16 protein-coding genes and 2 pseudogenes are annotated in these 23,322 nt (G+C 45.0%); 10 read left to right on the forward strand and 8 right to left on the reverse strand.

Going from position 1 to position 23,322, the window contains the following annotated elements; genetic code table 11:
• Positions 1 to 4: 4 nt before the first annotated feature.
• On the reverse strand, positions 5 to 1,105 hold the full coding sequence (locus WD077_00110; protein MEX0965615.1) for an AMP-binding protein: 1,101 nt from the start codon (positions 1,103 to 1,105) through the stop codon (positions 5 to 7).
• 144 nt (positions 1,106 to 1,249) lie between these two features.
• Here WD077_00110 and dxs point away from each other — a divergent pair, with 144 nt between their 5' ends.
• The 3 genes from dxs (at position 1,250) to WD077_00125 (ending at position 4,648) form a co-directional block, all read left to right on the forward strand.
• Positions 1,250 to 3,175, forward strand: coding sequence for a 1-deoxy-D-xylulose-5-phosphate synthase (gene dxs, locus WD077_00115; protein ID MEX0965616.1), 1,926 nt, complete (start codon positions 1,250 to 1,252; stop codon positions 3,173 to 3,175).
• A 178-nt stretch (positions 3,176 to 3,353) separates the two neighbouring features.
• Positions 3,354 to 3,767: a methylmalonyl-CoA epimerase gene (mce, locus tag WD077_00120; protein MEX0965617.1), complete on the forward strand. Its 414-nt coding sequence runs from the start codon at positions 3,354 to 3,356 to the stop codon at positions 3,765 to 3,767.
• Between the two features lie 92 nt (positions 3,768 to 3,859).
• Positions 3,860 to 4,648: an SDR family oxidoreductase gene (locus WD077_00125; GenBank protein MEX0965618.1), complete on the forward strand. Its 789-nt coding sequence runs from the start codon at positions 3,860 to 3,862 to the stop codon at positions 4,646 to 4,648.
• A 16-nt stretch (positions 4,649 to 4,664) separates the two neighbouring features.
• On the opposite strand, the gene WD077_00130 is transcribed toward WD077_00125, so the two are convergent.
• The 5 genes and pseudogenes from WD077_00130 to WD077_00150 all read right to left on the reverse strand — a co-directional run bounded on the left by WD077_00130 (position 4,665) and on the right by WD077_00150 (position 10,769).
• Complete coding sequence (locus tag WD077_00130; GenBank protein MEX0965619.1) at positions 4,665 to 4,841, reverse strand: hypothetical protein; 177 nt, start codon at positions 4,839 to 4,841, stop codon at positions 4,665 to 4,667.
• Between the two features lie 74 nt (positions 4,842 to 4,915).
• Positions 4,916 to 7,810: a translation initiation factor IF-2 gene (gene infB, locus WD077_00135; GenBank protein MEX0965620.1), complete on the reverse strand. Its 2,895-nt coding sequence runs from the start codon at positions 7,808 to 7,810 to the stop codon at positions 4,916 to 4,918.
• A gap of 24 nt (positions 7,811 to 7,834) precedes the next feature.
• Positions 7,835 to 9,070, reverse strand: a complete 1,236-nt coding sequence (nusA, locus tag WD077_00140; protein MEX0965621.1) for a transcription termination factor NusA — start codon at positions 9,068 to 9,070, stop codon at positions 7,835 to 7,837.
• Between the two features lie 30 nt (positions 9,071 to 9,100).
• Positions 9,101 to 9,535 carry a hypothetical protein gene (locus WD077_00145; protein MEX0965622.1) on the reverse strand — a complete coding sequence of 145 codons (435 nt, stop codon included), beginning with the start codon at positions 9,533 to 9,535 and terminating at the stop codon, positions 9,101 to 9,103.
• A gap of 505 nt (positions 9,536 to 10,040) precedes the next feature.
• Positions 10,041 to 10,769 (reverse strand): annotated as a pseudogene (locus WD077_00150) (pseudouridine synthase).
• Positions 10,770 to 10,945: 176 nt separating this feature from the next.
• Between WD077_00150 and WD077_00155 the strand changes: the two are divergent.
• Genes WD077_00155 through WD077_00170 form a run of 4 tightly spaced genes read left to right on the forward strand, consistent with a single transcriptional unit; the run spans position 10,946 to position 16,556 of the window.
• Positions 10,946 to 12,625 carry a gliding motility-associated C-terminal domain-containing protein gene (locus tag WD077_00155; protein ID MEX0965623.1) on the forward strand — a complete coding sequence of 560 codons (1,680 nt, stop codon included), beginning with the start codon at positions 10,946 to 10,948 and terminating at the stop codon, positions 12,623 to 12,625.
• Position 12,626: 1 nt separating this feature from the next.
• A complete protein-coding gene (ybeY, locus tag WD077_00160) occupies positions 12,627 to 13,079 on the forward strand; it encodes an rRNA maturation RNase YbeY (protein MEX0965624.1) in 453 nt (150 codons plus the stop codon).
• Positions 13,069 to 14,934, forward strand: coding sequence for a tRNA uridine-5-carboxymethylaminomethyl(34) synthesis enzyme MnmG (gene mnmG, locus WD077_00165; GenBank protein MEX0965625.1), 1,866 nt, complete (start codon positions 13,069 to 13,071; stop codon positions 14,932 to 14,934). Before ybeY ends, mnmG begins: the two co-directional genes overlap by 11 nt.
• Entirely contained in the window at positions 14,931 to 16,556 is a 1,626-nt protein-coding gene (locus WD077_00170) for an Ig-like domain-containing protein (protein MEX0965626.1), read from the forward strand. Before mnmG ends, WD077_00170 begins: the two co-directional genes overlap by 4 nt.
• Here the strand turns inward: WD077_00170 and bshA are convergent.
• Both bshA and WD077_00180 read right to left on the reverse strand, forming a co-directional pair.
• Positions 16,534 to 17,679, reverse strand: coding sequence for an N-acetyl-alpha-D-glucosaminyl L-malate synthase BshA (gene bshA, locus WD077_00175; protein MEX0965627.1), 1,146 nt, complete (start codon positions 17,677 to 17,679; stop codon positions 16,534 to 16,536). The two genes, WD077_00170 and bshA, sit on opposite strands and share 23 nt — an antisense overlap.
• Positions 17,676 to 18,638 (reverse strand): NAD-dependent epimerase/dehydratase family protein, encoded by a 963-nt coding sequence (locus tag WD077_00180; GenBank protein MEX0965628.1) that lies wholly within the window; start codon positions 18,636 to 18,638, stop codon positions 17,676 to 17,678. The genes bshA and WD077_00180 overlap by 4 nt, the downstream gene beginning before the upstream one ends.
• 90 nt (positions 18,639 to 18,728) lie before the next feature.
• On the opposite strand from WD077_00180, the gene WD077_00185 reads away from it, so the two are divergent.
• The 3 genes and pseudogenes from WD077_00185 to WD077_00195 all read left to right on the forward strand — a co-directional run bounded on the left by WD077_00185 (position 18,729) and on the right by WD077_00195 (position 23,114).
• Positions 18,729 to 20,027, forward strand: coding sequence for a hypothetical protein (locus tag WD077_00185; GenBank protein MEX0965629.1), 1,299 nt, complete (start codon positions 18,729 to 18,731; stop codon positions 20,025 to 20,027).
• A pseudogene (locus tag WD077_00190) lies at positions 20,024 to 20,197 on the forward strand (NAD(P)-binding protein). The gene WD077_00185 and the pseudogene WD077_00190 overlap by 4 nt, the downstream one beginning before the upstream one ends.
• A 208-nt stretch (positions 20,198 to 20,405) precedes the next feature.
• A complete protein-coding gene (locus WD077_00195; protein ID MEX0965630.1) occupies positions 20,406 to 23,114 on the forward strand; it encodes a PKD domain-containing protein in 2,709 nt (902 codons plus the stop codon).
• The last annotated feature ends 208 nt before the right edge of the window (positions 23,115 to 23,322 follow it).

Below are 23,322 nucleotides of genomic sequence, written 5' to 3' on the forward strand. Positions count from 1 at the left end.
TTCCCTACAATAACCCGATCGCTTTTTCATTTAAATAATCAAGCCTAATCGCCTGTTTATCAACTTTCCCACTGGCCGTTTTTTTCCACTTCGTTGCTTCTATTATTTCTTTTGGGACTTCATAACGATGCAACTTTTCAGTAGCTATTTTAATAAGTTCATTTTTAACATTTATCTTTTTATTTAAAAATACAACCACCATTTCTCCCAGATGAGCGTCTGGAATGGCTGCCGCAAAAAAATCATCAGTTTCAAGTTTCAATTTATTTAAAGCGAAAGCTACTGCTGCTTCCACTTTTTCCAACTGTACTTTATGGCCACCGCTGTTTGCCACGTTATCCAACCGGCCCAGCCAAATGAACCTGCCATCTTCCTGCAATTCCACCCTATCCCGCGTTTGTACACTTTGTCCATTCAGCGCAGGCACGGTCAGGGCAAGACAGTTATTTTCATCTACTGAAATCGCCACGCCCGGCAAAGGAATAAATGCTGTTTCGGTTTTGTCGGGGCCTAATTTCCGGATGGCTACATGGGTAAGCGTTTCAGTCATTCCGTAGGTGTGCCATGCGGTAATGCGGTTCTTCCGGATCGTATCTTCCAGTTCAGCACTCACGGCTCCACCCCCGATAATCAATTTGGAGTTTTGCAGCATTCTCACAGATTGCCCGCTTCCCCTAAGAATAGCTTGCATCTGCATCGGGATGAATGCGGCAAAATCAATTGAAATACCGGGCGGGAGATGCAGCAACGGATTGGAAGAAGGCGGCACCACGATGAGTTTCCATCCGTTTACCTGCGCCCGCACCGCCATCATAAAGCCGGCAACATATTCTGCAGAAAGGCAAAGCAAGGCCGTAATTCCCTTTCCGAGGTCAAAAACCTCTGCCGTCATTTCAGCACTCCGGGTCAGCGCTTCCCGGGAAAACCGGATTGTCTTGGGTGGGCCGGTAGAACCGGAGGTATTGAGCGTAAACTGCTGCCTTCCCTGCTGCCATGCATCAGTAATTTCTCTCACAGCTTCAAAGTGGCGCTTCACCTTTTCCGGGCAGGCATCTGCATGATCCGCTGTGATTAATGTACCATCGAAATAGAAAACTTCATCCATGTCAGGTGGTTAATGTATAAAACGTTTTGCAAACAGCAGGTTTATGAGAAATGGCTGGAAAGGCTGAAATACGAAAAACCGTAATTTTGTGTTTCTGTTGATGTCAAACCTTCAGCGGTACGGAATTAAATTTAACGTCCTATAATGAAAATTGCACCTGGTCCCCATTTGGGGCAAATCGAATTTCCCGCAGATTTACGGAAATTCAACATCGAAGACTTACCCCAGATCAGCCAGGAAGTCCGGCAGCATATTATTGATATCGTCTCTATTTATGGGGGCCATTTCGGAGCCAGCCTGGGAGTGGTGGAACTGACCGTTGCATTGCATTACATATTCAAAACTCCTTATGATCAGCTAGTGTGGGATGTCGGGCATCAGGCGTATGGCCATAAAATACTCACCGGACGAAGATCTAATTTCATTAGCAATCGCCAATACGAGGGACTCAGTGGCTTCCCCAAACGAGGCGAAAGTGAGTATGATACTTTTGGTGTTGGCCATTCTTCTACTTCGGTATCGGCTGCTTTGGGTATGGCCGTAGCCTCGCGCATGAAGGGTGAAAGAGACCGCCAGCATATTGCAGTGATCGGAGACGGAGCTATGACTGCCGGGATGGCCTTCGAGGGGATGAACCATGCAGGGGTTTCTGACAGCAACCTGCTGGTAGTGCTTAATGATAACTGCATGAGCATAGATCCCAACGTAGGTGCGCTGAAGGAATATCTTACTGACATTACCACCAGCCATACCTATAATAAATTCCGCGATGACGTATGGAATGTGCTGGGCAAGATCAACAAGTTCGGACCCAAGGCACAGGTTCTGGCTTCAAACATAGAGGCGAGCGTAAAGAGCCTTCTTACCAGCCAAAGCAACATTTTTGAGGCGCTGAACTTCAGATATTTTGGACCTGTGGATGGCCATGACGTCATCCGGCTAGCAAAGCTGTTTGAAGACCTCCGTGATATTCCGGGACCTAAGCTGCTCCATTGCATTACCGTCAAAGGAAAGGGATTTAAGGCTGCGGAAAAAGATCAAACGCTATGGCACAGCCCGGGATGTAAATTCGATAAAATTACCGGTGAGCTTTTTAAAAAGCCACCCTCTTCCCCGCAGCCCCCAAAATACCAGGATGTATTTGGCAATACACTCGTAGAACTGGCAGAACAGAACCCAAAGATTGTTGGCATTACGCCAGCCATGCCTTCAGGATCTTCCATGAACATTATGATGAAGGTAATGCCGGACCGCGCATTTGATGTGGGAATTGCAGAGCAACATGCCGTGACGTTTTCGGCAGGGCTGGCCACGCAAGGGCTGGTACCCTTCTGTAATATTTACAGCACTTTTATGCAGCGCGCATACGATCAGGTGATCCATGATGTGGCGCTCCAAAACCTACATGTGGTTTTCTGCCTCGATCGCGCGGGCCTGGCAGGAGCAGATGGGCCAACGCATCATGGCTCGTTTGACATTGCTTATTTCCGCTGCATTCCTAATATGATTGTCTCAGCTCCGCTTAATGAGGAAGAACTTCGCAACCTGATGTTCACCGCCCAGGTAGAAAATAACGGCCCCTTCTCCATTCGCTATCCACGGGGTGCAGGGGTAATGGTGGATTGGAAGAAGCCCTTCAGGAAACTTCAAATCGGTAAAGGTCAAAAGTTGCGTGATGGCCAGGAAGTCGCCATCCTTAGCATTGGCCACATCGGTAATCTTGCGATCCGTGCTTGCGAACTGCTGGAGGATGAGGGTGTCTTTCCAGCCCTCTATGATATGCGCTTCGTAAAGCCCCTTGACGAGGAACTGCTGCATGAGGTTTTCGGAAACTACAGTAAAATTATCACCGTGGAAGATGGCTGCATCCAGGGCGGTTTTGGGAGTGCGATCCTAGAATTTATGAGCGACAACGGGTATCAGGCACAGATGAAACGCCTCGGCATTCCTGATGATTTTGTAAGCCACGGTACTCAAGCAGAGCTTTATGCAGAATGCGGTTACGATGAAAAGGGAATTATGCAGGCCGTAGCCGAAATGATCGGTGAAAAAGAAACCGTCCGCCCCTGATTATTTTATTATTAATTTTAATAAAAAAGCTTTTAGCGCCTTATAATCAAGGCTCTATCCTATTATTATATAGTTTTAAATTAAAACACAAGTTTTATTAAAAGACGATTTTGAATTTCCCGAAACATTCTTCTATTCGTTTAAAAGCAAAATTTATAAGCAAATACAATCCTGATAAATGTTTAAAAAAATAGAACATGTCGGTATTGCCGTAAGCAATGCCGGGGAAGCAAATGAGCTTTTCAGACGGTTGTTTGGAAAGGCGCACTATAAAGCCGAGCAGGTGGATTCTGAAAATGTGATTACCTCTTTCTTCGGGCTTGGCGATACGAAAGTGGAATTGCTTGCAACAACCGAAAAATCAGGACCTATCGGGAAATTTATCGAAAAGCGCGGTCAGGGTATTCATCACATCGCTTTTGAGGTGGACGACATTCATGCAGAAATAAGCAGGCTTAAAGAGGAAGGCTTTGATTTCATTAGTGAAATACCCAAGGATGGGGCTGACAACAAGCTCATCTGCTTTCTGCATCCAAAGAGTACCAATGGCGTCCTCGTGGAATTGTGTCAAAGTAAGCTATCCAATAGCTGAGGCCCATTCCAAGCCTTCCCCGGTAGTTTAGTCGGACACATTTTATTTCCCAATCTTTTGACCTTTACTTTGTCGAATAAAAATAGATTGAAATGAAAATTGACCTTACCGGAAAAACAGCAATTGTAGGAGGTGCTTCAAAAGGGATCGGGAAAGCAACTGCGCTGATATTGGCCAGGGCCGGAGCCAATGTGGTCATTCTTGCCAGAAACGAGGAAGAGTTGCAGAAAGCCTTTGCAGAGTTGGATAAAAGCAAAGGCCAGCATCATACATATATAAAAGCCGATTATAACCAGCCTGATGAACTTCGGACAAAGGTGGAAACGCTGATGGAGGAAGCCGGTGTAATTCACATTCTGGTAAATAACACAGGAGGACCTCCGCCAGGACCCGCGCATACGGCTGATACGGCTGCTTATGAGCAGGCTTTCCGGCAACACCTCATCAGCAACCAGGTGATGGTACAAACCGTTCTGGAAGGCATGAAGAAGGTTAATTATGGCCGCATTATCAATATTATCAGTACGTCTGTAAAACAGCCGCTAAAGGGATTGGGTGTATCAAATACAATCAGGGGTGCCGTGGCTAACTGGTCGAAAACGCTTTCGCTTGAACTCGCCTCTTTTGGAATAACCGTAAACAACATCCTTCCCGGTGCCACTAAAACTGACCGTTTAAAAGGGATTATCTCGAATAAAGCTGAAAAAGCTGGAAAGACGGTTGCAGAGATTACTGAAGAAATGCAAGATGAAATTCCTGCCGGCCGTTTCGCTCATCCGGAGGAACTGGGATATGCCGTTTGCTTTCTTGCCAGCCCTTTTGCGAGTCACATTAATGGAGTGAACTTGCCGGTAGATGGCGGCAGAACGAGTTGTCTCTAATCTCCAGGACTACTGTTTATCGCTCCGCATCGTTCGTGCGCTGATGCGTTTCGGTTCTTTCGCGGTTTTCCTGCTCTTCCATTTCCTGCTGCTCATTTTCTAAATGACGCTCCTCATATTTCCGGGGATCTGGTGTTTTTTTATCATATCGCTCATTCTTTTCGGGAGGAGATTTTTGCTTTTTATCAGCCATTGTGTTGGTTATTGGTGTTGAATATATAAGCAGGAATTCGTTGCTTATTGTTCACATTTATTTATAACCAGCTCCTACAACTTCCTTTTCACTTCTACTTCCTCGTAAGCTTCAATGATATCTCCGCTCTTGATGTCATTATAATTCTTAATGGAAATACCGCATTCGTATCCGGCCGCCACCTCTTTTACATCATCCTTAAATCTCTTGAGAGCGTGTATTTCACCATCATATACCACTACTCCCTGACGTACCAGGCGTACCTTACTATTCCGGTGTACTTTTCCGTCCAATACCATACAACCCGCTACCGTACCCACTTTGGTAATTTTGAATACATCGCGTACTTCAATATTAGAGATAATCCTTTCCTCTACAGATGGGGCAAGCATTCCCTCCATGGCTGCTTTCACTTCCTCAATCGCATCGTAAATTACAGAATAGAGCCTGATCTCAATTTGTTCCTGCTCTGCAAGTTTACGGGCACTTATAGAAGGCCGCACCTGAAAGCCGATAATTACAGCATCGGATGCAGAAGCCAGGAGTACATCCGATTCCGAGATCTGCCCTACACCCTTATGAATCACGTTCACCTGAATTTCCTGTGTAGACAGCTTCAGTAAGGAATCAGAAAGTGCCTCTATAGAACCATCTACATCACCTTTGATGATGACATTCAATTCCTTAAAGTTTCCAATGGCAAGCCTGCGTCCTATTTCATCAAGCGTAATATGCTTCCGTGCCCGGATGCCTTGTTCCCGGATAAGCTGCCTGCGTTTACTGGCAAAGTCTTTAGCCTGCGTTTCCGATTCCGTGACATAGAACTTATCGCCTGCCTGGGGAGCGCCATCAAAGCCTAATACCTGCACCGGTGTGGATGGGCCTGCGTTGCCCACTCTTGCACCCCTTTCGTTGTTAAGGGCCTTTACCTTTCCATAGTGGGATCCTGCTAAAATAGGGTCGCCCACTTCAAGGGTTCCTCCTTCTACAAGGACGGTGGCTACGATTCCTTTACCCTTGTCCATAGAAGCCTCTATCACTGTTCCTACAGCCCGTTTCTTAGGATCCGCCTTTAATTCGAGCATCTCTGCCTCCAAAAGCACCTTTTCCAGCAAGTCGTCTATATGCATTCCCTGTTTAGCCGAAATATCCTGGCTCTGGTATTTTCCGCCCCACTCTTCCACAAGGAGGTTCATATCTGCCAGTTGCTGCTTGATCCTAGTTGGATCAGCTACTTCCTTATCTACCTTGTTGATCGCAAATACGATAGGAACCCCTGCTGCCTGGGCGTGGCTTATGGCCTCTTTTGTTTGTGGCATTACGCTATCATCAGCAGCCACTACAATGATGGCCACGTCAGTAACCTTAGCTCCTCTGGCGCGCATTGCCGTAAAAGCCTCATGGCCGGGAGTATCCAGAAAAGTTATATTCTTATCATTCTCCAACACAACGGCATAAGCCCCAATGTGCTGGGTGATGCCACCGGCCTCTCCGGCAATTATATTGGAAGAGCGGATATAGTCGAGCAGAGAAGTTTTCCCGTGGTCCACGTGTCCCATGATGGTAACAATAGGTGCACGGTCTATCAGGTTTTCAGGATTATCCTCCTCTTCCATACTTGGCTCATCCACGTCTACATCTTTGAATTCCACATCATGGCCAAATTCATCTGCAATAAAAGTGATGGCCTCTGCATCGAGCCGCTGGTTTATTGATACCATCATTCCCATGCCCATGCAGGCTGTGATAACATCCGTGACCGGAACATCAATAATGGAAGCGAGCTCTTTAACTGTTATAAACTCAGTAAGCTGGAGTGTTGTGGTTTCCTGTTCTACCTCACCGGCCTCTTTTTGCTCGCGCTGTTCTTTCTTTTTCTTCTTTAACCTGCTTTTAGAAGCCTGTTTTGGATTCTGCCCGCTCAAGCGGGATAATGTAGCCTTTATCTGTTCCTGGATTTGCTTATCATCAATTTCGGGTTTATCAGCAGCTTTGGGCGCTCTTTCCTTTTTTGCAGCTCCGCCACGTTGCCGGGTATCAGGTGCTTTTGTTTCGGGTGCTCCCGCAATCCGTTTCCGCTTTCTCCGCTTCTTTTTGATTGATGACAGATCAGAGGTAGAAGCTACCGGCTTTTTCTTTTGAATTTTATCCAGATCTATTTTTCCAACAATTTTCAGTCCCTGGGCCTCCTTCATTACCGTCTCTCTTTTCTCCGGTCTTTTTTCTCCCTTTTCTTCCTCCTTTTGCTGATCCTGAACTTCAGGTTTTTCTTCCTCTATTCCTTCCTCTTTCTTTTCTTCCGCAACCGGCTCTATTTCCTTTTCCTCCGGAACTTCTACTATTTCTGCGGCTTCTTCAATTTCTGCTTTTTCCGCCTCCTTCTTTTCTTCCTGTTTTTTTGCAGGCCGTGCTTTTAACGCATCAAGATCCAACTTTCCTACCACCTTAAATTGCTGGCGTTCCAGCTTTTTCGGTCCTTCCTGTTTAGCCTCAACAGGTGCTTCCGGAGGTGTTTCTGGTTGTTCCTCAGCTACGGGAGCGGTTTCTTCCTTTTCTTTCTCTTGCTCCTTCTTTACTTCCGGTTCTGCGGTTTCCTCAATTTTATCCTCGACAGGCGCCTCTTCCCTGGCAGGTTCGGGTGTCTTCTCCTTGACCGGTTCATCTTTGGGGGGTGCTGGGGTTTCAGAAACCGTATTGGATTTCACAAGTACTTCATCACCTTCCTCAGAACTTTCCTTCTCCTGTCGTTTACTCAGATCAGGTAACTGTATATTATGGGCTTTTTCCCCAACAATCTTATCCGGTTGAAATTGCTCCAGAAGTATGACATACAGCTCCTCCGGAACCTTTGTATTGGGGCTCTGTTCTATCTCGTGTCCTTTCTTATCCAGAAATTCCACGATCGTGGTCGTAGCCACATTAAGCTCTCTTGCTACTTTTGATAATCTTTTTGCTTTGGCTTCAGCCATATTGCAATTATTCTGATTAAAATATTATTCGAATTCCGTACGAATGATGCTGCGGATTTCCTTTATCGTTTCTTCCTCAAGATCAGTTCTTCTTACCAATTCCTGTACACTCAGGTTCAGAACACTCCTGCCAGTATCGCATCCGATGCTCTTCAATTCATCAATGATCCAGCTATCAATTTCATCTGCAAATTCTTCCAGATCCACATCAAAATCCTCTTCACCGCTTTCCCGGAACACGTCTATCTCATAACCCGTAAGTTTTGCAGCAAGCTTGATATTTAAGCCTCCCTTGCCTATTGCGAGTGACACCTGATCCGACTTTAGGTATACAGAGGCTCTTTTATTTTCCGTATCTATATTGATACTCGTAATTTTAGCAGGACTTAATGAGCGGGAAATATATAGTGTCTGGTTTACCGTGTAATTTATCACGTCAATGTTCTCGTTCCTGAGTTCACGAACGATACCATGAATCCTGCTTCCTTTCATACCAACGCAAGCCCCCACAGGATCAATCCTGTCATCATAGGACTCCACGGCTACCTTAGCTCGCTCTCCCGGTTCTCTGACGATCTTTTTTATACTAATCAATCCGTCAGCTATTTCCGGAACTTCCAATTCAAACAATCGTTCCAGGAACATAGGAGAAGTTCTTGAAAGAATGATTTTTGGATTATTATTGTGAAGTTCCACCTTCAGCACAATTGCACGGATGCTGTCACCTTTCTTGAAATAGTCACTGGGAATCTGCTCAGTTTTAGGGAGAATTAATTCGTTTCCATCATCGTCAAGCACTAAAATTTCCTTCTTCCAGATTTGATATACCTCTGCATTTATTATTTCTCCAATCCGGTCTTCGTAATTCTTCAGTACGTCTTCTTTTTCCAGCTCCATGATCTTATTGATCAGGTTTTGCCGCAGGGCCTGTATCGCCCGTCTGCCGAAGGAAGCTATCTTGATTTCCTCTGACAACTCCTCCCCGACTTCAAAATCAGGTTCTATTTTTATGGCTTCTGAATAGGCAATCTGGGTATAGGGATCTTCTACGGCTCCGTCTTCCACGATCTCGCGATTTTGCCAGATCTGTATATCTCCTTTATCAGGATTCACGATAATGTCAAAATGCTCATCTGTCCCGAATGTCTTCTTGAGCGTATTTCTGAATACCTCTTCCAGTACCTTGGACATCGTCACCCGGTCAATATTCTTCAGATCCTTTATATCACCAAAGGAATCAATGATATCGAGAGTGTTCATATTTATAAGCTATTATTTCTCATTTTAAACTTAAACTACCACCTGCGCCTTGCTGATTTCCGAAAAATTGATCATTTCTTCAGTATCAGGTTTCCTTTCCTCATGAATGAGAATTTTATCCTCATCCACATATACCAGTTTACCCGACATTGAAGTACCGTCTTTTTTCATCACCTCTACATTCCGCCCCACATTCTTCTTGTATTGCCTCTTTAAAACAAGCGACCGTTGCAACCCGGGAGAAGAAACCTCAAGATTATATGTTTGATCTCCTAAATCCCTTTCGTCCAGTTCCTTCCCAAATTTCCGGCTCAGTTCACCACATTGTGAGATAGTGATACCCTGATCACTGTCCACATACGCTGTAATAAGCTGTCCGGTAGCTGGCACTGACAAATCAACCAAAAAGAATTCAGTTCCTTTCAAAATCTCCTCAATCACCTGTTTAATCTGTTCCTTCCGCATAAGCAGGGCTAATAAAAAAGGGGACAATCGTCCCCTCTACACAAAACGCTCCTGCAAAATTAGGAATTTCCCGCATAAAAGCTATTTGAGCATTCAAGGTTATTTATAAGGAATAGAGCAGTAAATTAAGTTTTCTCAGAGGTTTTTCCACTTTTCCACCTCCTTAACTTTTTAGAATAAATATTTAAAGAGATATAAAATGAACGACTATTAGCTCTGTGTATAGCTGGAAATCTTTTGGGCAGAACGCTTGCCTGAAAGATTCTTAACAAAATGACTGCTTTTATATACACAGTTTTTAACAGGAAAAATGGGCCTGGCGCTACCCAAAGGGAGGAGAATGGATTTATAAACAGGAATGGAATACACTGAGTGCTGTGGGAAATTTACTACGGTCAGGATGTCAGGAAACCTGAATCTTGCAGGGAGAAGCTGATGAGGAAGCAGTGGATGAGCCACGTTTACTCCACAATTGTAATGTAAGGAAGTAGCTGTTCACAATAGATTAAGACTTAGAATACGATTTATTAACAGAATTCTTCAGCATCCTTACCTCGCCAGGAAGAAGGAGACGCCATCCGCCACGCTTCAGGTTTTTCTTCGTAAGTCCGGCAAATGAAGTGCGATCAAGTTTGAGAACCGCATATCCTAATGTTTCAAACATACGCCTCACGATCCGGTTCCGACCCGAATGAATGGCAACACCAATATGTGATTTTACTTCCAGATATGAGATATCATCTGCCTTAATGGGACCATCTTCCAGTGTAATTCCTTCAGACAGTTTTTTTAAGTCTTCGCGTGTAAGAGGTTTGTCGAGGGTAACGCTATAAACTTTTTGGATTTGGTAAGAGGGATGAGTGAGCTTCTTTGCGAGTTCTCCATCATTGGTTAAAAGCAGCACCCCGGTCGTATTGAGATCAAGACGGCCAACCGGGTAAATTCTTTCGCTGGTTGCCTTGGAAGTCAGGTCCATTACCGTCTTTCTTCCCTGGGGATCATCGGTTGTGGTGATGATGCCTTTGGGTTTGTTAAGAAGAACATATATCAAACTTCGGGTTGGGGAAATAGGTTTGCCGCGGTAGGTAACCCGGTCGGAGGTGGATACCTTTGAGCCAACTTCTTTGACAGGAAGGCCGTTAACTTCAATGAGGCCCTGAGCAATCAGTTCATCTGCCTTTCTCCGGGAGCAGATTCCGGAGGAGGCAATATACTTGTTCAGACGAATGGGTTCAGGAAGTGACATATTAGTTTTTTTTAGAATATTAATAGTAGAATGAAAAATTTTTTGGTCAAAATGTTGTTCTTCTGCTAAATGAAGTCATATTTATGATGCGTCAATTCCCTTTCTTATTTTTTTTCCTGTGTATAATTTTTAATACCGCAGATGCTGTCAATGATCCAATGGAAATGCGGAGGGTCTGCAGTACGCCTGACGGTGATGTGGTGATCTTCTGGAAAAGCTTTTCAGATACCTGTTCATCCTTTGAAAAGCTGTATATCTATGGAAAGGAAAAGGAGAATGAGCCTTATGAGATCATAGATAGTGTTTTTGATATTTCAATTACAGAGTATCTGCATCTGGGGGCAAAGGTACTTTCGCAACAATGGAAATACTACATCGAGGTCTTTTATGACTGTAATGGCATTGGCACACTGCTATCCGATACTATGAGTATTGATTTTACTGCTCCGGATCAAGTGTTGATTGATAGCGTCAGCGTGGTGGATGGAATGGCTCAGATCGGTTGGCAACAGAGTTCAAATTTGGATAGCAGAGGATACTATGTTTATTTATATGATGGATTTGATAATAATATTTTAGACACACTGGACAGAAATGATATTACAGGTTACCTGGATTCATTGACAGGAGATCCTGAACAAAAGGCAGAGCGATACAGAGTAGCTGCGTATGACAGTTGCGGAAATATAAGCCTTCTTGGAGCTTTTCACAGAACCATCTTTTTGGAAGAAAGTGTGGATACCTGCGCAGGAACGATAAGCCTGGAATGGACCGGATACCAGGGGTGGCAATCCGATCTGGCAGGCTATGAAATATGGATGGAGAAAAACGGAGGTGGTTTTATTCGAATAGATTCTGTTGGCGATGTAGGTTCGTATGTGTTTGAGAATGGAGAGCGGGACACCAATTATTGTTTTTACGTTAGAGCAATACACCGCAATGGAGTTTATACAAGCAGCTCCAACAGGATTTGTACTGAGGGTGATTTTGTTTCTTACGAGGGGGAGGTATATTTAAGAAAAGTTACTGTGGTGGATTCTCTGATTGAAGTTCATTGGTGGGTGAGTGAAGAGGAGTTTTTAGGAGGGTTTGAGCTGTCAAGAGGGGGCTCGCCTCTAACGATGTCAATGCACAGGGAGATACCTGCTACGGGTGGAGCTAATTATGTATTTACGGATAGTTCAGCCGATCCGAACGAGCAGGTGTATCATTACGAAGTTGCAGCAAAATCAGTGTGCGGAGTGATAGCTGGCAGATCAAATGTTTCACACAATATTTTATTAAGGATTCAAAATAAGGAATTTACAGAACTTACCTGGAATGAATATGATGGCTGGAGCGGAGGTGTGGAATCTTATGAGGTTCAAAGAAGCAACAGTAGTGAATTGCCGCTGACCTTTATAAATATCGCGGATTTGCAGAGAATGATAACGGAGTTTCCAGATTCGGAGCAAATTGAAGAAATTGGAAATTTAGGTGTCTGTTATGTAATTCGAGGGGTTGAGGGAGATACTAATAGCTATGGTTTTAAGGAAGATAGCTATTCCAACATGGTATGTGTAATTGATGATGCCGTAATTCATGTACCCAATGCCTTCAGACCAGAGGGACCCAATAATACCTTTGCCCCGCGAGGATTGTTTATAGATTATAGCAACAGCACTATGACAGTTTATGATCGCTGGGGTGGGCGTCTATTTGAAACGCATGACGTGATGAAGGGTTGGGATGGAACAGGTACTAAAGGGGAACAAGTACCGGAGGGTGTTTATTTCTACAAAATGATCATTTGGGGTCTTGATGGTTCGAGACATATCCTAGATGGGAATGTCACAAAATTTTAGAATGCCTTATCAGGTAGGTGTTTTCATGGAAGGGGTGGATTGGTACGCTTCCTTAGAGACGATGTTGAATCGAATCCTTCCTGAAATCGCAAGGGAAGAGGGGAGGAATATAAATTTTGTTAATATTATTCTGTTATCAGACGAGGGGCTTCAGAACTATAACCTGAAATATCTTCAGCACTCAGAATATACTGATGTGATCACCTTCGACTTATCAACCTCTTCCACTGAATTAGAAGGAGAAATATATATAAGTGCGGACAGGGTGAGAGAGAATGCCAGGGCCTTTGAGGAAACACAGGAGGTGGAAATGATACGAGTGATAATACATGGATTATTGCACCTTATCGGGTACAAGGACAAAAGCGAGGAAGAGAGAAAGTTGATGCGTCAAAAGGAGGACTTTTATTTAGACAAACATGGTTTCACGTGGAACAGCGGTAATGAAAGATAGAACTGAATATGATGTAATTGTGGTCGGTGGAGGCCATGCAGGGTGCGAGGCAGCAGCGGCAGCGGGAAATTTAGGATCCCGGGTGTTGTTGGTGACAATGAACATGAACACGATTGCGCAAATGTCCTGTAATCCGGCTATGGGCGGAATTGCAAAGGGGCAGATCCTCCGGGAGATTGATGCTTTAGGAGGTTACTCAGGAATTGTTGCGGATAAAACCACACTTCAGTTCAGGATGCTCAATAAATCGAAAGGTCCTGCAATGTGGAGCCCCCGCTCTCAGAACGACAGAATGAGATTCGCTGAAGAATGGAGAAAAACACTTGAATCCATTCCAAATGTGGATTTCTGGCAGGAAATGGTGGAAGGGCTTATTGTTAAAAATGACAAGGTTATAGGAGTTCGTACTCAATTGGGATTGGAATTTAAAGCAAAAGCCGTGGTGCTTACAAACGGAACTTTTCTAAATGGCGTAATTCATATTGGCGAAAAGAATTTTGGTGGTGGACGGGCAGGAGAAAGGGCATCAACGGGCATTACAGGTCAACTCAGAGAACTTGGATTTGAGAACGGAAGAATGAAAACAGGGACTCCTCCCAGAATTGATGGCCGAAGTCTGGATTACACCAAAATGGAAAGGCAGGAAGGCGATGTCAGCAATGCGAGATTTTCATATTTACCAATAGATTGGCCGGATAAACAGTTGGTTTGCCACATCACTTATACCAATGAGCAGGTGCATGACGTGCTCAGAACCGGTTTTGAAAGATCTCCTATGTTCAGCGGCAGGATAGATGGAACCGGGCCCAGATACTGCCCGTCAATTGAAGATAAGGTAAACAGGTTTGCAGAACGGGACCGCCACCAGATATTCGTAGAGCCTGAAGGTTGGAATACTGTAGAAGTGTACGTCAATGGATTCTCCACTTCCTTGCCTGAGGATGTGCAACGAAGTGCAATTAAGCTTATTCCTGGGTTTGAAAACGCCAAGTTGTTTCGCCCTGGATACGCTATAGAATATGATTATTTCCCCCCGCTGCAGCTTTCTCATACATTGCAGACAAAGCTGATAGAAAATCTGTTTTTTGCTGGTCAGATCAATGGGACAACGGGATATGAAGAAGCAGCAGGTCAGGGTTTGATGGCTGGCATAAATGCACACAACAAGGTACACGGAGCCAGTGAATTCACGCTGAACCGTTCCCAGGCTTATATTGGTGTTTTGATAGATGATCTTATTAATAAAGGGACGGATGAGCCATACCGGATGTTTACATCACGGGCGGAATACAGGATTTTGTTAAGACAGGATAATGCAGATTTACGCCTGACACCACTATCCTATAATATGGGCCTTGCCGGAAAAGCACGATACGAAAGGGTAATGGAGAAAAAGGATGGAATTGAAAGTATCATTGATTTTATAACGAATAACTCCGGAGAAGTAAAGGAGATGAATTCCTTTCTATCCGGAATGGGAGAAACCCCTCTTTCTCAGAAGGTGCGATATAAGAACGTGCTTTCCAGGCCGGGCATCACATTGAACTTGATGCGCCAGGCAATTTCGGGTATAGAAGAATTTTTGAGCGGGTATGATGAGGAGATCGTGCAGGGGGCGGAGATTCAGATAAAGTATGAAGGATACATAGCGAAAGAGCAGGACCTTGTAGATAAAATGATTCGATTGGAAAATATCAGGCTGCCGCGGATTGATTATAGTACCATCGGATCATTGTCTTCTGAAGCACGTGAGAAGCTCAATTCGGTGAAACCGGAAACGCTGGGCCAGGCATCCAGAGTGAGCGGAGTATCTCCGGCAGACGTATCGGTTCTAATGGTATATGTGGGAAGATGACAGCCAATAATCGCCTGCTGATTTTGCTATTGCTCCCTTTTCTGATCCGGTGCGCTACGGTTGGCCAGCCATCTGGTGGCGATATTGATGAGGAGCCACCAACCCTTGTATCAACACAGCCTGACTCATTTGCTACCTATTTCCAGGGTGGGAGATTGGTTTATTATTTTGATGAATTTTTTGTGCTGGAAAAAGCAGAGCAGTCTGTTCTAATCTCTCCACCCCTTTCCCAAAGTCCGGTTTTTAGTATTAAAAAGAAAAGTCTTATTGTAGATATTCCGGATGATCTAAAGCCCAATACAACTTACCAGATAAATTTTGGTGAGAGCATTCGGGACTTGAATGAAAGCAATATTTTGCAGGATTTTAAGATGGTGTTCAGCACCGGGCCGTATATAGATTCATTGATGATTAGCGGTGTTGTAATGGACGCGGCCACACTGGAGCCGATGGAAGATATAAGCCTCATGCTCTTTCCGGATTCCGTTGATTCAGCGCTGATCACTTCCCTGCCCTATTATTTTTCAAGAACAGACGAAATTGGGCACGGGGATTTAGATTTTCTTACCACAGGCCAATACCAGTTTTTTGCTCTTGAGGATAAGAATGGAAACTATTTCCATGACCCAAATGAAATGGTTGCCTTTCTTGATTCAATGGTATTCTTGCCGGAAGACACAAATCAGGTGATCCAGTTTCGGATGTTTTTACCGGAGGCTGACTCGCTGATATTTCGTGGAGTTAAAAAGGCTGGTCCGGGCCATTTCACCTTCTTTTTCAATTTACCCGTAGATACCTTTTCTGTTGATAGAGGAATTTCCTGGACAGATACTTCTCAAAGCCTGATTGGCTTTAACACCACACGTGATACAATTGACTGGTATTTTTATCCCCCTCCTGGTGATGATGACACAGGAAAATATCTGGTGCGATTTAATGACCAGGATACATCTGTGCGAGTTGGTAATTTCGGCTTCCGCAGACAGGGAAGGGACCGGGGGCTGGCGATCCGCCCTTCAGCGCAGGGAGGTAGACTGGAATTAGGAGCGTCCCTCTTCCTCATTTCAAACCGGCCAATCTTAACATTCGAAGAAGATTCTGTTGTTTTATTGGAGGATTCGATTCCAATAGATTTTACCATTGAATATGCAAATGAAGTCAGAACCCGCCTGCAGGTGAGGACAGAATTTAAGGAAGGAAAAGAGTATAAAATTGTGATTCCACGTGGAACAATGGAGTCAATTGCCAGGGAAGAAAATGATTCGGTAGAATTTACTTTTCAGGTGCCCCTTGCTGAGGAATATGGGAACATCGCTACAGACCTGATTTTATCTGACAGCCAGCAAGTGATAGTGCAATTAATAAAGAATGAAGCAGTAGCCCGGGATAGAATAATTCAGTCCAGCCAATCCGTATCATTTAAACTTTTGGTGCCGGGAAACTATAAGCTCCAGGCAATAATTGATACCAATGAAAATGGTAAATGGGATACAGGGAGCCTGAAAAAAAGAAGGCAGCCGGAAAGGGTAATAATCCTGGAGCCTGCCTTAAATGTGAGGGCTAACTGGGATTTGCTAGATCTGCAATATACAATTGATCTTAATGGGCCACCGGTGAATTGATTCGCTCAATCAATTCAGTATAGAGAGAAACATAGAGAGGCATAATCTTCTTAATGTCAAATTCCTTCGCCCGAATCAAAGCATTTTTCTTGAACCTCGTCAACACGGCCTCATCCCGGAGGATTTCGAGCGCAAATTTTGTCATGGAATCAGTATCGCCAACATCGCTCACGTAGCCCGTTACTCCATGTGTATTGACTTCAGGAAGTCCACCGGCATTTGAACTTATCACCGGAACCTGACAAGCCATTGCCTCTAATGCTGCAAGCCCGAAGCTTTCGCTCTCTGAAGGCAGGATGAACAGGTCACAGATTGAAAGTACTTCTTCAACTGCATCAATTTTTCCTAAAAAGCGAACATCGCTGCAGTATGGAGATTTCCGGCACTGAGCTTCCACGTTGGTTCTTTCGGGGCCATCGCCTATAAACAGGAGCTTGGCAGGAATTTCATTTCTCACGTTCTCAAAAATGGTCATCACGTCTTGTACCCGCTTTACCTTCCTGAAATTGGAGGTATGAACAATGATTTTCTCGCCATGAGGAGCTAATGCCTTTTTGAAATGTTCCTTTGGTTTTTTGCTGAAACGCTTGAGATCAATAAAATTCGGAATAACTGCAATATCCTTTTCAACCTTGAAAAATTTATAAGTTTCATCCTTTAAAAATTGAGAAACAGAAGTAACGGCATCTGAATTATTTATGCTCCATGTGACGGCCGGTTCATAAGAAGGATCTTTCCCGACCAAAGTTATATCAGTACCATGCAATGTGGTTACAACGGGAATTTGGATGCCATCCTTCAGGAGGATTTGCTTGGCCATATAGGCAGCAAATGCATGAGGAATTGCATAATGAACATGCAGAAGATCCAGTTTCGTAAATTTAATGACATCCACCAGTTTGCTTATCAGAGCCAATTCGTAAGGCGGATATTCAAAGAGAGGATAATTTAAAATACCCACTTCATGATAGAATAAGTTGCTCCCGTAATGATCAAGCCTGGCAGGTTGCTTATAACTTATAAAATGGATCTGATGACTTTTTTTAGCAAGTGCTTTTCCTAATTCGGTGGCCACTACGCCACTACCACCATAAGTGGGATAGCATACGATTCCTATCTTCATTGCGCTTTGCCTTTTGTTTCCTTTATGTTTTCCAACATGTCCGAAACCATTTCTTCCATAGAATAATCCGGGTGCCAACCCCAATCCTGCCGGGCCTCTTGGTCATTTATGCTGGTGGGCCAACTGTCAGCTATCTGCTGCCTGTAATCGGATTTATAATTAATTTTGAAGTCAGGAATATGTTTTTGTATTTCCGAAGCAATTTTAGCCGGAGTAATGCTAAAACCTGCGAGGTTGTAGCTGGAGCGGATCTTCACCTGATCTAAAGGAGCATGCATCAGTTTGATCGTTGCTTTCACAGCGTCAGGCATATAGAGCATCGGCAGTCCGGTGTTTTCGGAGAGGAAACAACTGTAGCTGTGTTTTTTCAGGGCTTCTATAAATATATGAACGGCATAATCAGTGGTGCCGCCTCCCGGCTGGGTCTTATAGCTGATCAATCCCGGATAGCGCAAACTGCGAACATCTATTCCATATTTTTTCCAGTAATATTCGCACCATCGCTCACCGGCCAGTTTGCTGATGCCATAAACCGTATCAGGATCCATAATGGTATGCTGAGGGGTATTGCTTTTAGGTGTAGAAGGCCCGAAGACGGCAATAGAACTTGGCCAGAAAAGCCGCTTGTATAAACCTTCTTTTGCAAGATCAAGGGCGATAAGAAGGCTTTCCATATTGAGGCGCCAGGCGAAATCAGGCTTATTCTCAGCCATCGCAGAAAGCGTGGCGGCCAGATGATATACCTGAGTGATACCATGTTGCTGAAGTGTATGCCGGATGGATTCTTTATCAAGCGCATCTAAATAAAGAAATGGGCCGCTGAGAGATAGTTCCTCACCAGGGGCAGAAATATCACTTGCTATCACCATTTCATCTTCAAAAAATTCGCGGAGCTTCAAGACCAGTTCTGTACCTACCTGACCGTTTGCCCCAATCACCAATATTTTCTCTTCTGTCATTGCGTAGTTTTTATAGTGGGCAAAATTAAAAGAATTAAAGACCCCACTTGATGATTGGCTAATTTTGACCGCTATATACATCAGCATTTTTTGAAACATTCCCGCTTTCAGCTTTATATTATTTTCCTGGTGATCATTCACCTGGTGGTGCTGGTTTTTTCAGCTTACCGGGGGCATCACATCCTCAAAGACTCTGAAGAGTACCTACTCCAGGCTGAGAACCTGAAAGGGCACTCTTCATGGTATGCCGGAACCTGGGATGAGGAGAGGCGTCCCGAGCTTCATACAAGGCGTACTCCCGGATACGGGTTGCTGCTATATTTATCGGGAACCACCGCAGATCATCCATTTCCGGTTCTGATCATACAAACCGTTCTGAGTTTTGTCACATTCCTGTGGCTGGGAATGCTTCTTTCACGGGCGGAATTGCCGCTGTACCCGGTTGTGATAGGCGTTTTACTTTTTCCTTCCCAGTTCATTTATACGCAGCTTATAATGAGTGAAATTCTCTTTCAGTTTATGCTTTGGGCTTCGTTTGCGAGCTTCTGGATTTGGCGGCATCAGGGCAAATATTGGCAGTACTTCCTCTTCCACATATTCATTGCGCTATCCATTGCGGTGAAACCGGTAATGCTGTATTTCTGGATTATAGCCCTGTTGATATCCGTTATTTTGGCCATTAAGAAAAGAAAACTTGTGCTGATAATTCCGGCCTGTATTCCGTTCGCAATGGTCCTATTGATAAGTGGCATTAACCAAAGAAATACCGGCTTTTTTCATTTTTCAAGTATGCAGTACACGAACATGCTTAGCTACAATGCTCATCATATTTTGATACAAACGGAAGGTGAGGAGCGGGCAGAGGAGATCACAGACAGTTTGCTGACAGAGGCTGGAAAGTTTACCGAATATGCTGAGAGGGCAGCGTTTTTACAAAAGAAAGGCGTTGCTATTATTTTCGGAAGTCCGCTCGTGTATGCAAAATTTCATTTGAAGGGAATGGCTAATTTTTTCCTCGATCCCGGGCGATTTGATTTCCAGGCATTTTTTTATGGCGAGAATAGGGATGAACCGGGCATGTATTATTATTTCAGCAGAGAAGGTTATGCCGGCATTATTTCATATTGGCAGCAGTTACCAGGGTGGCAATCCCTTTTGCTCGTGTTTATATTGGGCTGGAATGTTTTGCTCGCGGTTAGTTTTCTCCTGTTTCTGATTCAACCCAATCAGGACCCCTGGTTAAAATGGCTTTTGGTAGTATTCGTACTATATATATGCTTTCTGACAGGACCGGTAGGGGCAGCAAGATTCAAGGTGCCGGTTTATCCTTTTTTGCTATTTACTGTTCCCTTTTTATTGCAATTCATTAAAACGAAGCTGAGTAGATGAAGCGAGCGATTATTATCGGTGCAGGGCCTGCTGGCCTAACGGCTGCTTATGAGCTTGCCACCCGTACTGATATTAAACCTATAGTCCTGGAAATGAGCGAATACATGGGCGGCATAGCCAGGACCGAGAATTACAAAGGAAACAGAATGGATATTGGTGGCCACCGTTTTCTTTTTATATAAATCACAGTAGAAATAGGTTATTCTTACATGATCAGGTCGTGGTGGGTTAGATGAACAGTCCCTCCATTCTACCCAAAAACCTTACTTATAGCACTTCAATTAGAATCAACGCTTTGGCGAATTTTCTTCGTAATTTCTATTTCAAGCACGGGATAAATATTTTATCTCAACATTTGGAATAAGTCAATAGGGGAAAATGAAAAATTTTACAGGAATTATCTACATCACGTTGGTTTGCATGGGTCTTGTTTGGTCGCCATTTCGGGCATCGGCCCAGAACTGTGGGGCAAACACACCCTCCTTTACCATTGATCTTACAGGCAGTCCTGACAGCATCTGGACGAGCACATCGGTAAAACGGGCCGATACCTGCTGTGGTGCCTCGGCTCCTGACGTTTGTATTGAATTCGTGGTTACACTCGATTCCCTTTCCTACGCCATTAAGCTGGAGCTTATCGCAGGCGCACTTCCTCCGGGGGCACTTTTCTATCAGGTGGGCTGCGGGCCGCAAGTACCTATTGGTACCCAAATTTGCCTAAACAGCGTGGGGCCACACCGCATCACCTTCTGCAAACCTGGTAACAATGAGAACGTCTACCAGCTTTCTGCCATTCAGCCACCCTCTTCCTCCCCGGACATTATTGTGAGCGAGGGATGCCGGGGCGTTATTACGGCCTCGGGGTTCGAACCCTCCTCCATCGTCTGGAAATCTGTGGGCAATGATTCCCTCCACAATTCGTTTCTGGATTGCCAGGCAGGTTGCGATACCGTCAACGTAAAGGCGACCCCTGGTTACCCCGCATTTGTGGACTACGAAGTATGTGGCATTCCATTGGGCGGTTGTTCAAGCATCAATATATGCGACACCACACGGGTCTACTTTGTGTCGGACCTGACCGTAAATATACTCCCCGATTCCCCAGCCGTGTGCTTTGGGGGGACACCTGTAACGCTGAAGGCGGTAGTGACAGGCGGCAAAGCGCCTTATACTTATATATGGAGCACGGGCAGCACGGACAGCAGCATCATGGCCGGGCTGGGAACCTATCAGGTCCAGGTTTCGGATCAGACCAATTGCCCGGCCGTGGCCACTTCCATCTTTGTGGATTCATTCAGTGTACCCATCAGGGCGCTTCCTGGTAACGATACGCTGATTTGTTCGGGCAGCCAGGGCATTGCGCTCAATGGGCGTGTAGAGGCGGCAGCCGGAGGTATTTGGAGTGGGGGCCAGGGAACATTTAGTCCCAACCGCACGGCCCTAAATGCAGTCTACAGCCCCTCGTCTACAGAGATGGCCTCCGGGCAAGTGACCCTGACGCTCACCACCACGGGCAACAAAACCTGCCCTGCCGACTCACAGCAGATGCAGGTCACCATTTCTCAAACGCCTGAGGCAAAATTGCTGGGCAGCACGGCCGTATGCGAAGCCGGCATACATACTTATAGCAGCGCCCAAATTCCAGGAAACCAATATCGCTGGCAAGTCATCGGTGGCCAGTTCTTGTCAGATTCCACGGGGGACACGGTGCAGGTAGAATGGGGCAGTGCGGGTACAGGACAATTGACCCTTACAGAAACCAATGCAGCAGGTTGCGATACGACTGTGACTCGCGCCATTACCATTTTCAGCAAACCCCTCCCTCAAATCATCGGCCCACCCGAAATCTGTGAAAACACTTCAATAGCGGCATATTCGGTCAAGCAGGTCGCAGGATATAGCTATAGTTGGGAGGCCACGAACGGCTCCATCCTGTCAGGAAATGGCACATTTCAGGTCTCGGTGGATTGGGGCACCACAGGAAATGGAACGCTGTCTGTGACGGTGACCAACCCTACCACCGGATGCAAAGGCAAGACGACATTGCCGGTCCAAATTTATAGCTCCCCCGTAGCCGCCATAAAGGGCAACACCTTGGTCTGCTCCTTCTCCAACGGTAATATGTACTCGGTTGACAACCTGCCCAATACCTCCTATTTCTGGAGCGTTTCGAAAGGAACTGTTCAGCAGGGCATCGGCACCAATGAAGTAGGCGTGGGATGGACATCCAGCGGGGAAGGTGAGATTGCTGTATACATCGTCAATGACATTACCGGTTGCGATACCACCCTTAAATTGCCTGTGAAGATCATCAAGACCGCAGCCATTGCCCCTGCCGACACTTCGGGCTGCGTGAATTTCGAAGTGCGCTTTAACGGGCAGGGAGATTCCACTACGGTTAAGTACTTGTGGGAATTCGGGAATGGCCAAGTTTCCAACCAACAGCATCCGGTAGTAAGCTACACACAACCCGGCAAATACAGGGTGATGCTGATTGCAGAGAACGCCAATGGCTGTCGTGATACGGCCTATTCCAATGTGGAGGCATTTCCTGCGCCAACGGCCCATTTCGATATTATTTTCGAGGATGACGAGCAATACCTGATGGCCACTGAGGACTCACTTCGTGTGAGAAACAATACGGTGGATGCCCAATATTATTTGTGGGACTTCGGGGATCTTTCTTTGTCTTCCATTGAAAAAAGCCCGGCACATATATATGATACGGTAGGCGTCTATTATATTTCCCTGCGTGCTGAAAATGAATTTGGTTGCGCAGACACTTTTTCGCGTTTTGTGCGGGTAAGGGTGCCCAGCGACATCATTGCTCCCAATGCATTTTCACCCAATGGCAATGGCACAAATGATTATTTCAGTATTGCTTCCTATAACATCGAGAGCCTAAGCCTCATCATTTTTAATCGTTGGGGACAGATTGTATTCTCTACCGATGAAAAAGACTTCAAGTGGGATGGAACCATTAATGGTCAGCCAGCCGAGGAAGAGGTCTATGGATATTATGTCGAAGCCAGGGACCTCAACGGGGAAACGCATAGGAAGAAAGGGACGATCACCATTTTACGGTAGAAAGGAGTTGTCCTCGGCTGAATCCCTCGCCTAAAAGTACCGAAGGTTCTTCCTGGATTCCTTCCTACTGCGGCATGAGGAGATGGCATTTTATAGAGGCGCTTGGCCTATCCGTCATTCTTAGGGTAAATCCCAAATATTCATAATTATAATAGATCACAATCCAAGATAATTATGTTTTATTTGGATTTGAATCCATAAATATGCA

Source organism: Bacteroidia bacterium, assembly GCA_040880525.1.
In the GTDB taxonomy this organism is placed as follows: Bacteria; Bacteroidota; Bacteroidia; order CAILMK01; family JBBDIG01; genus JBBDIG01.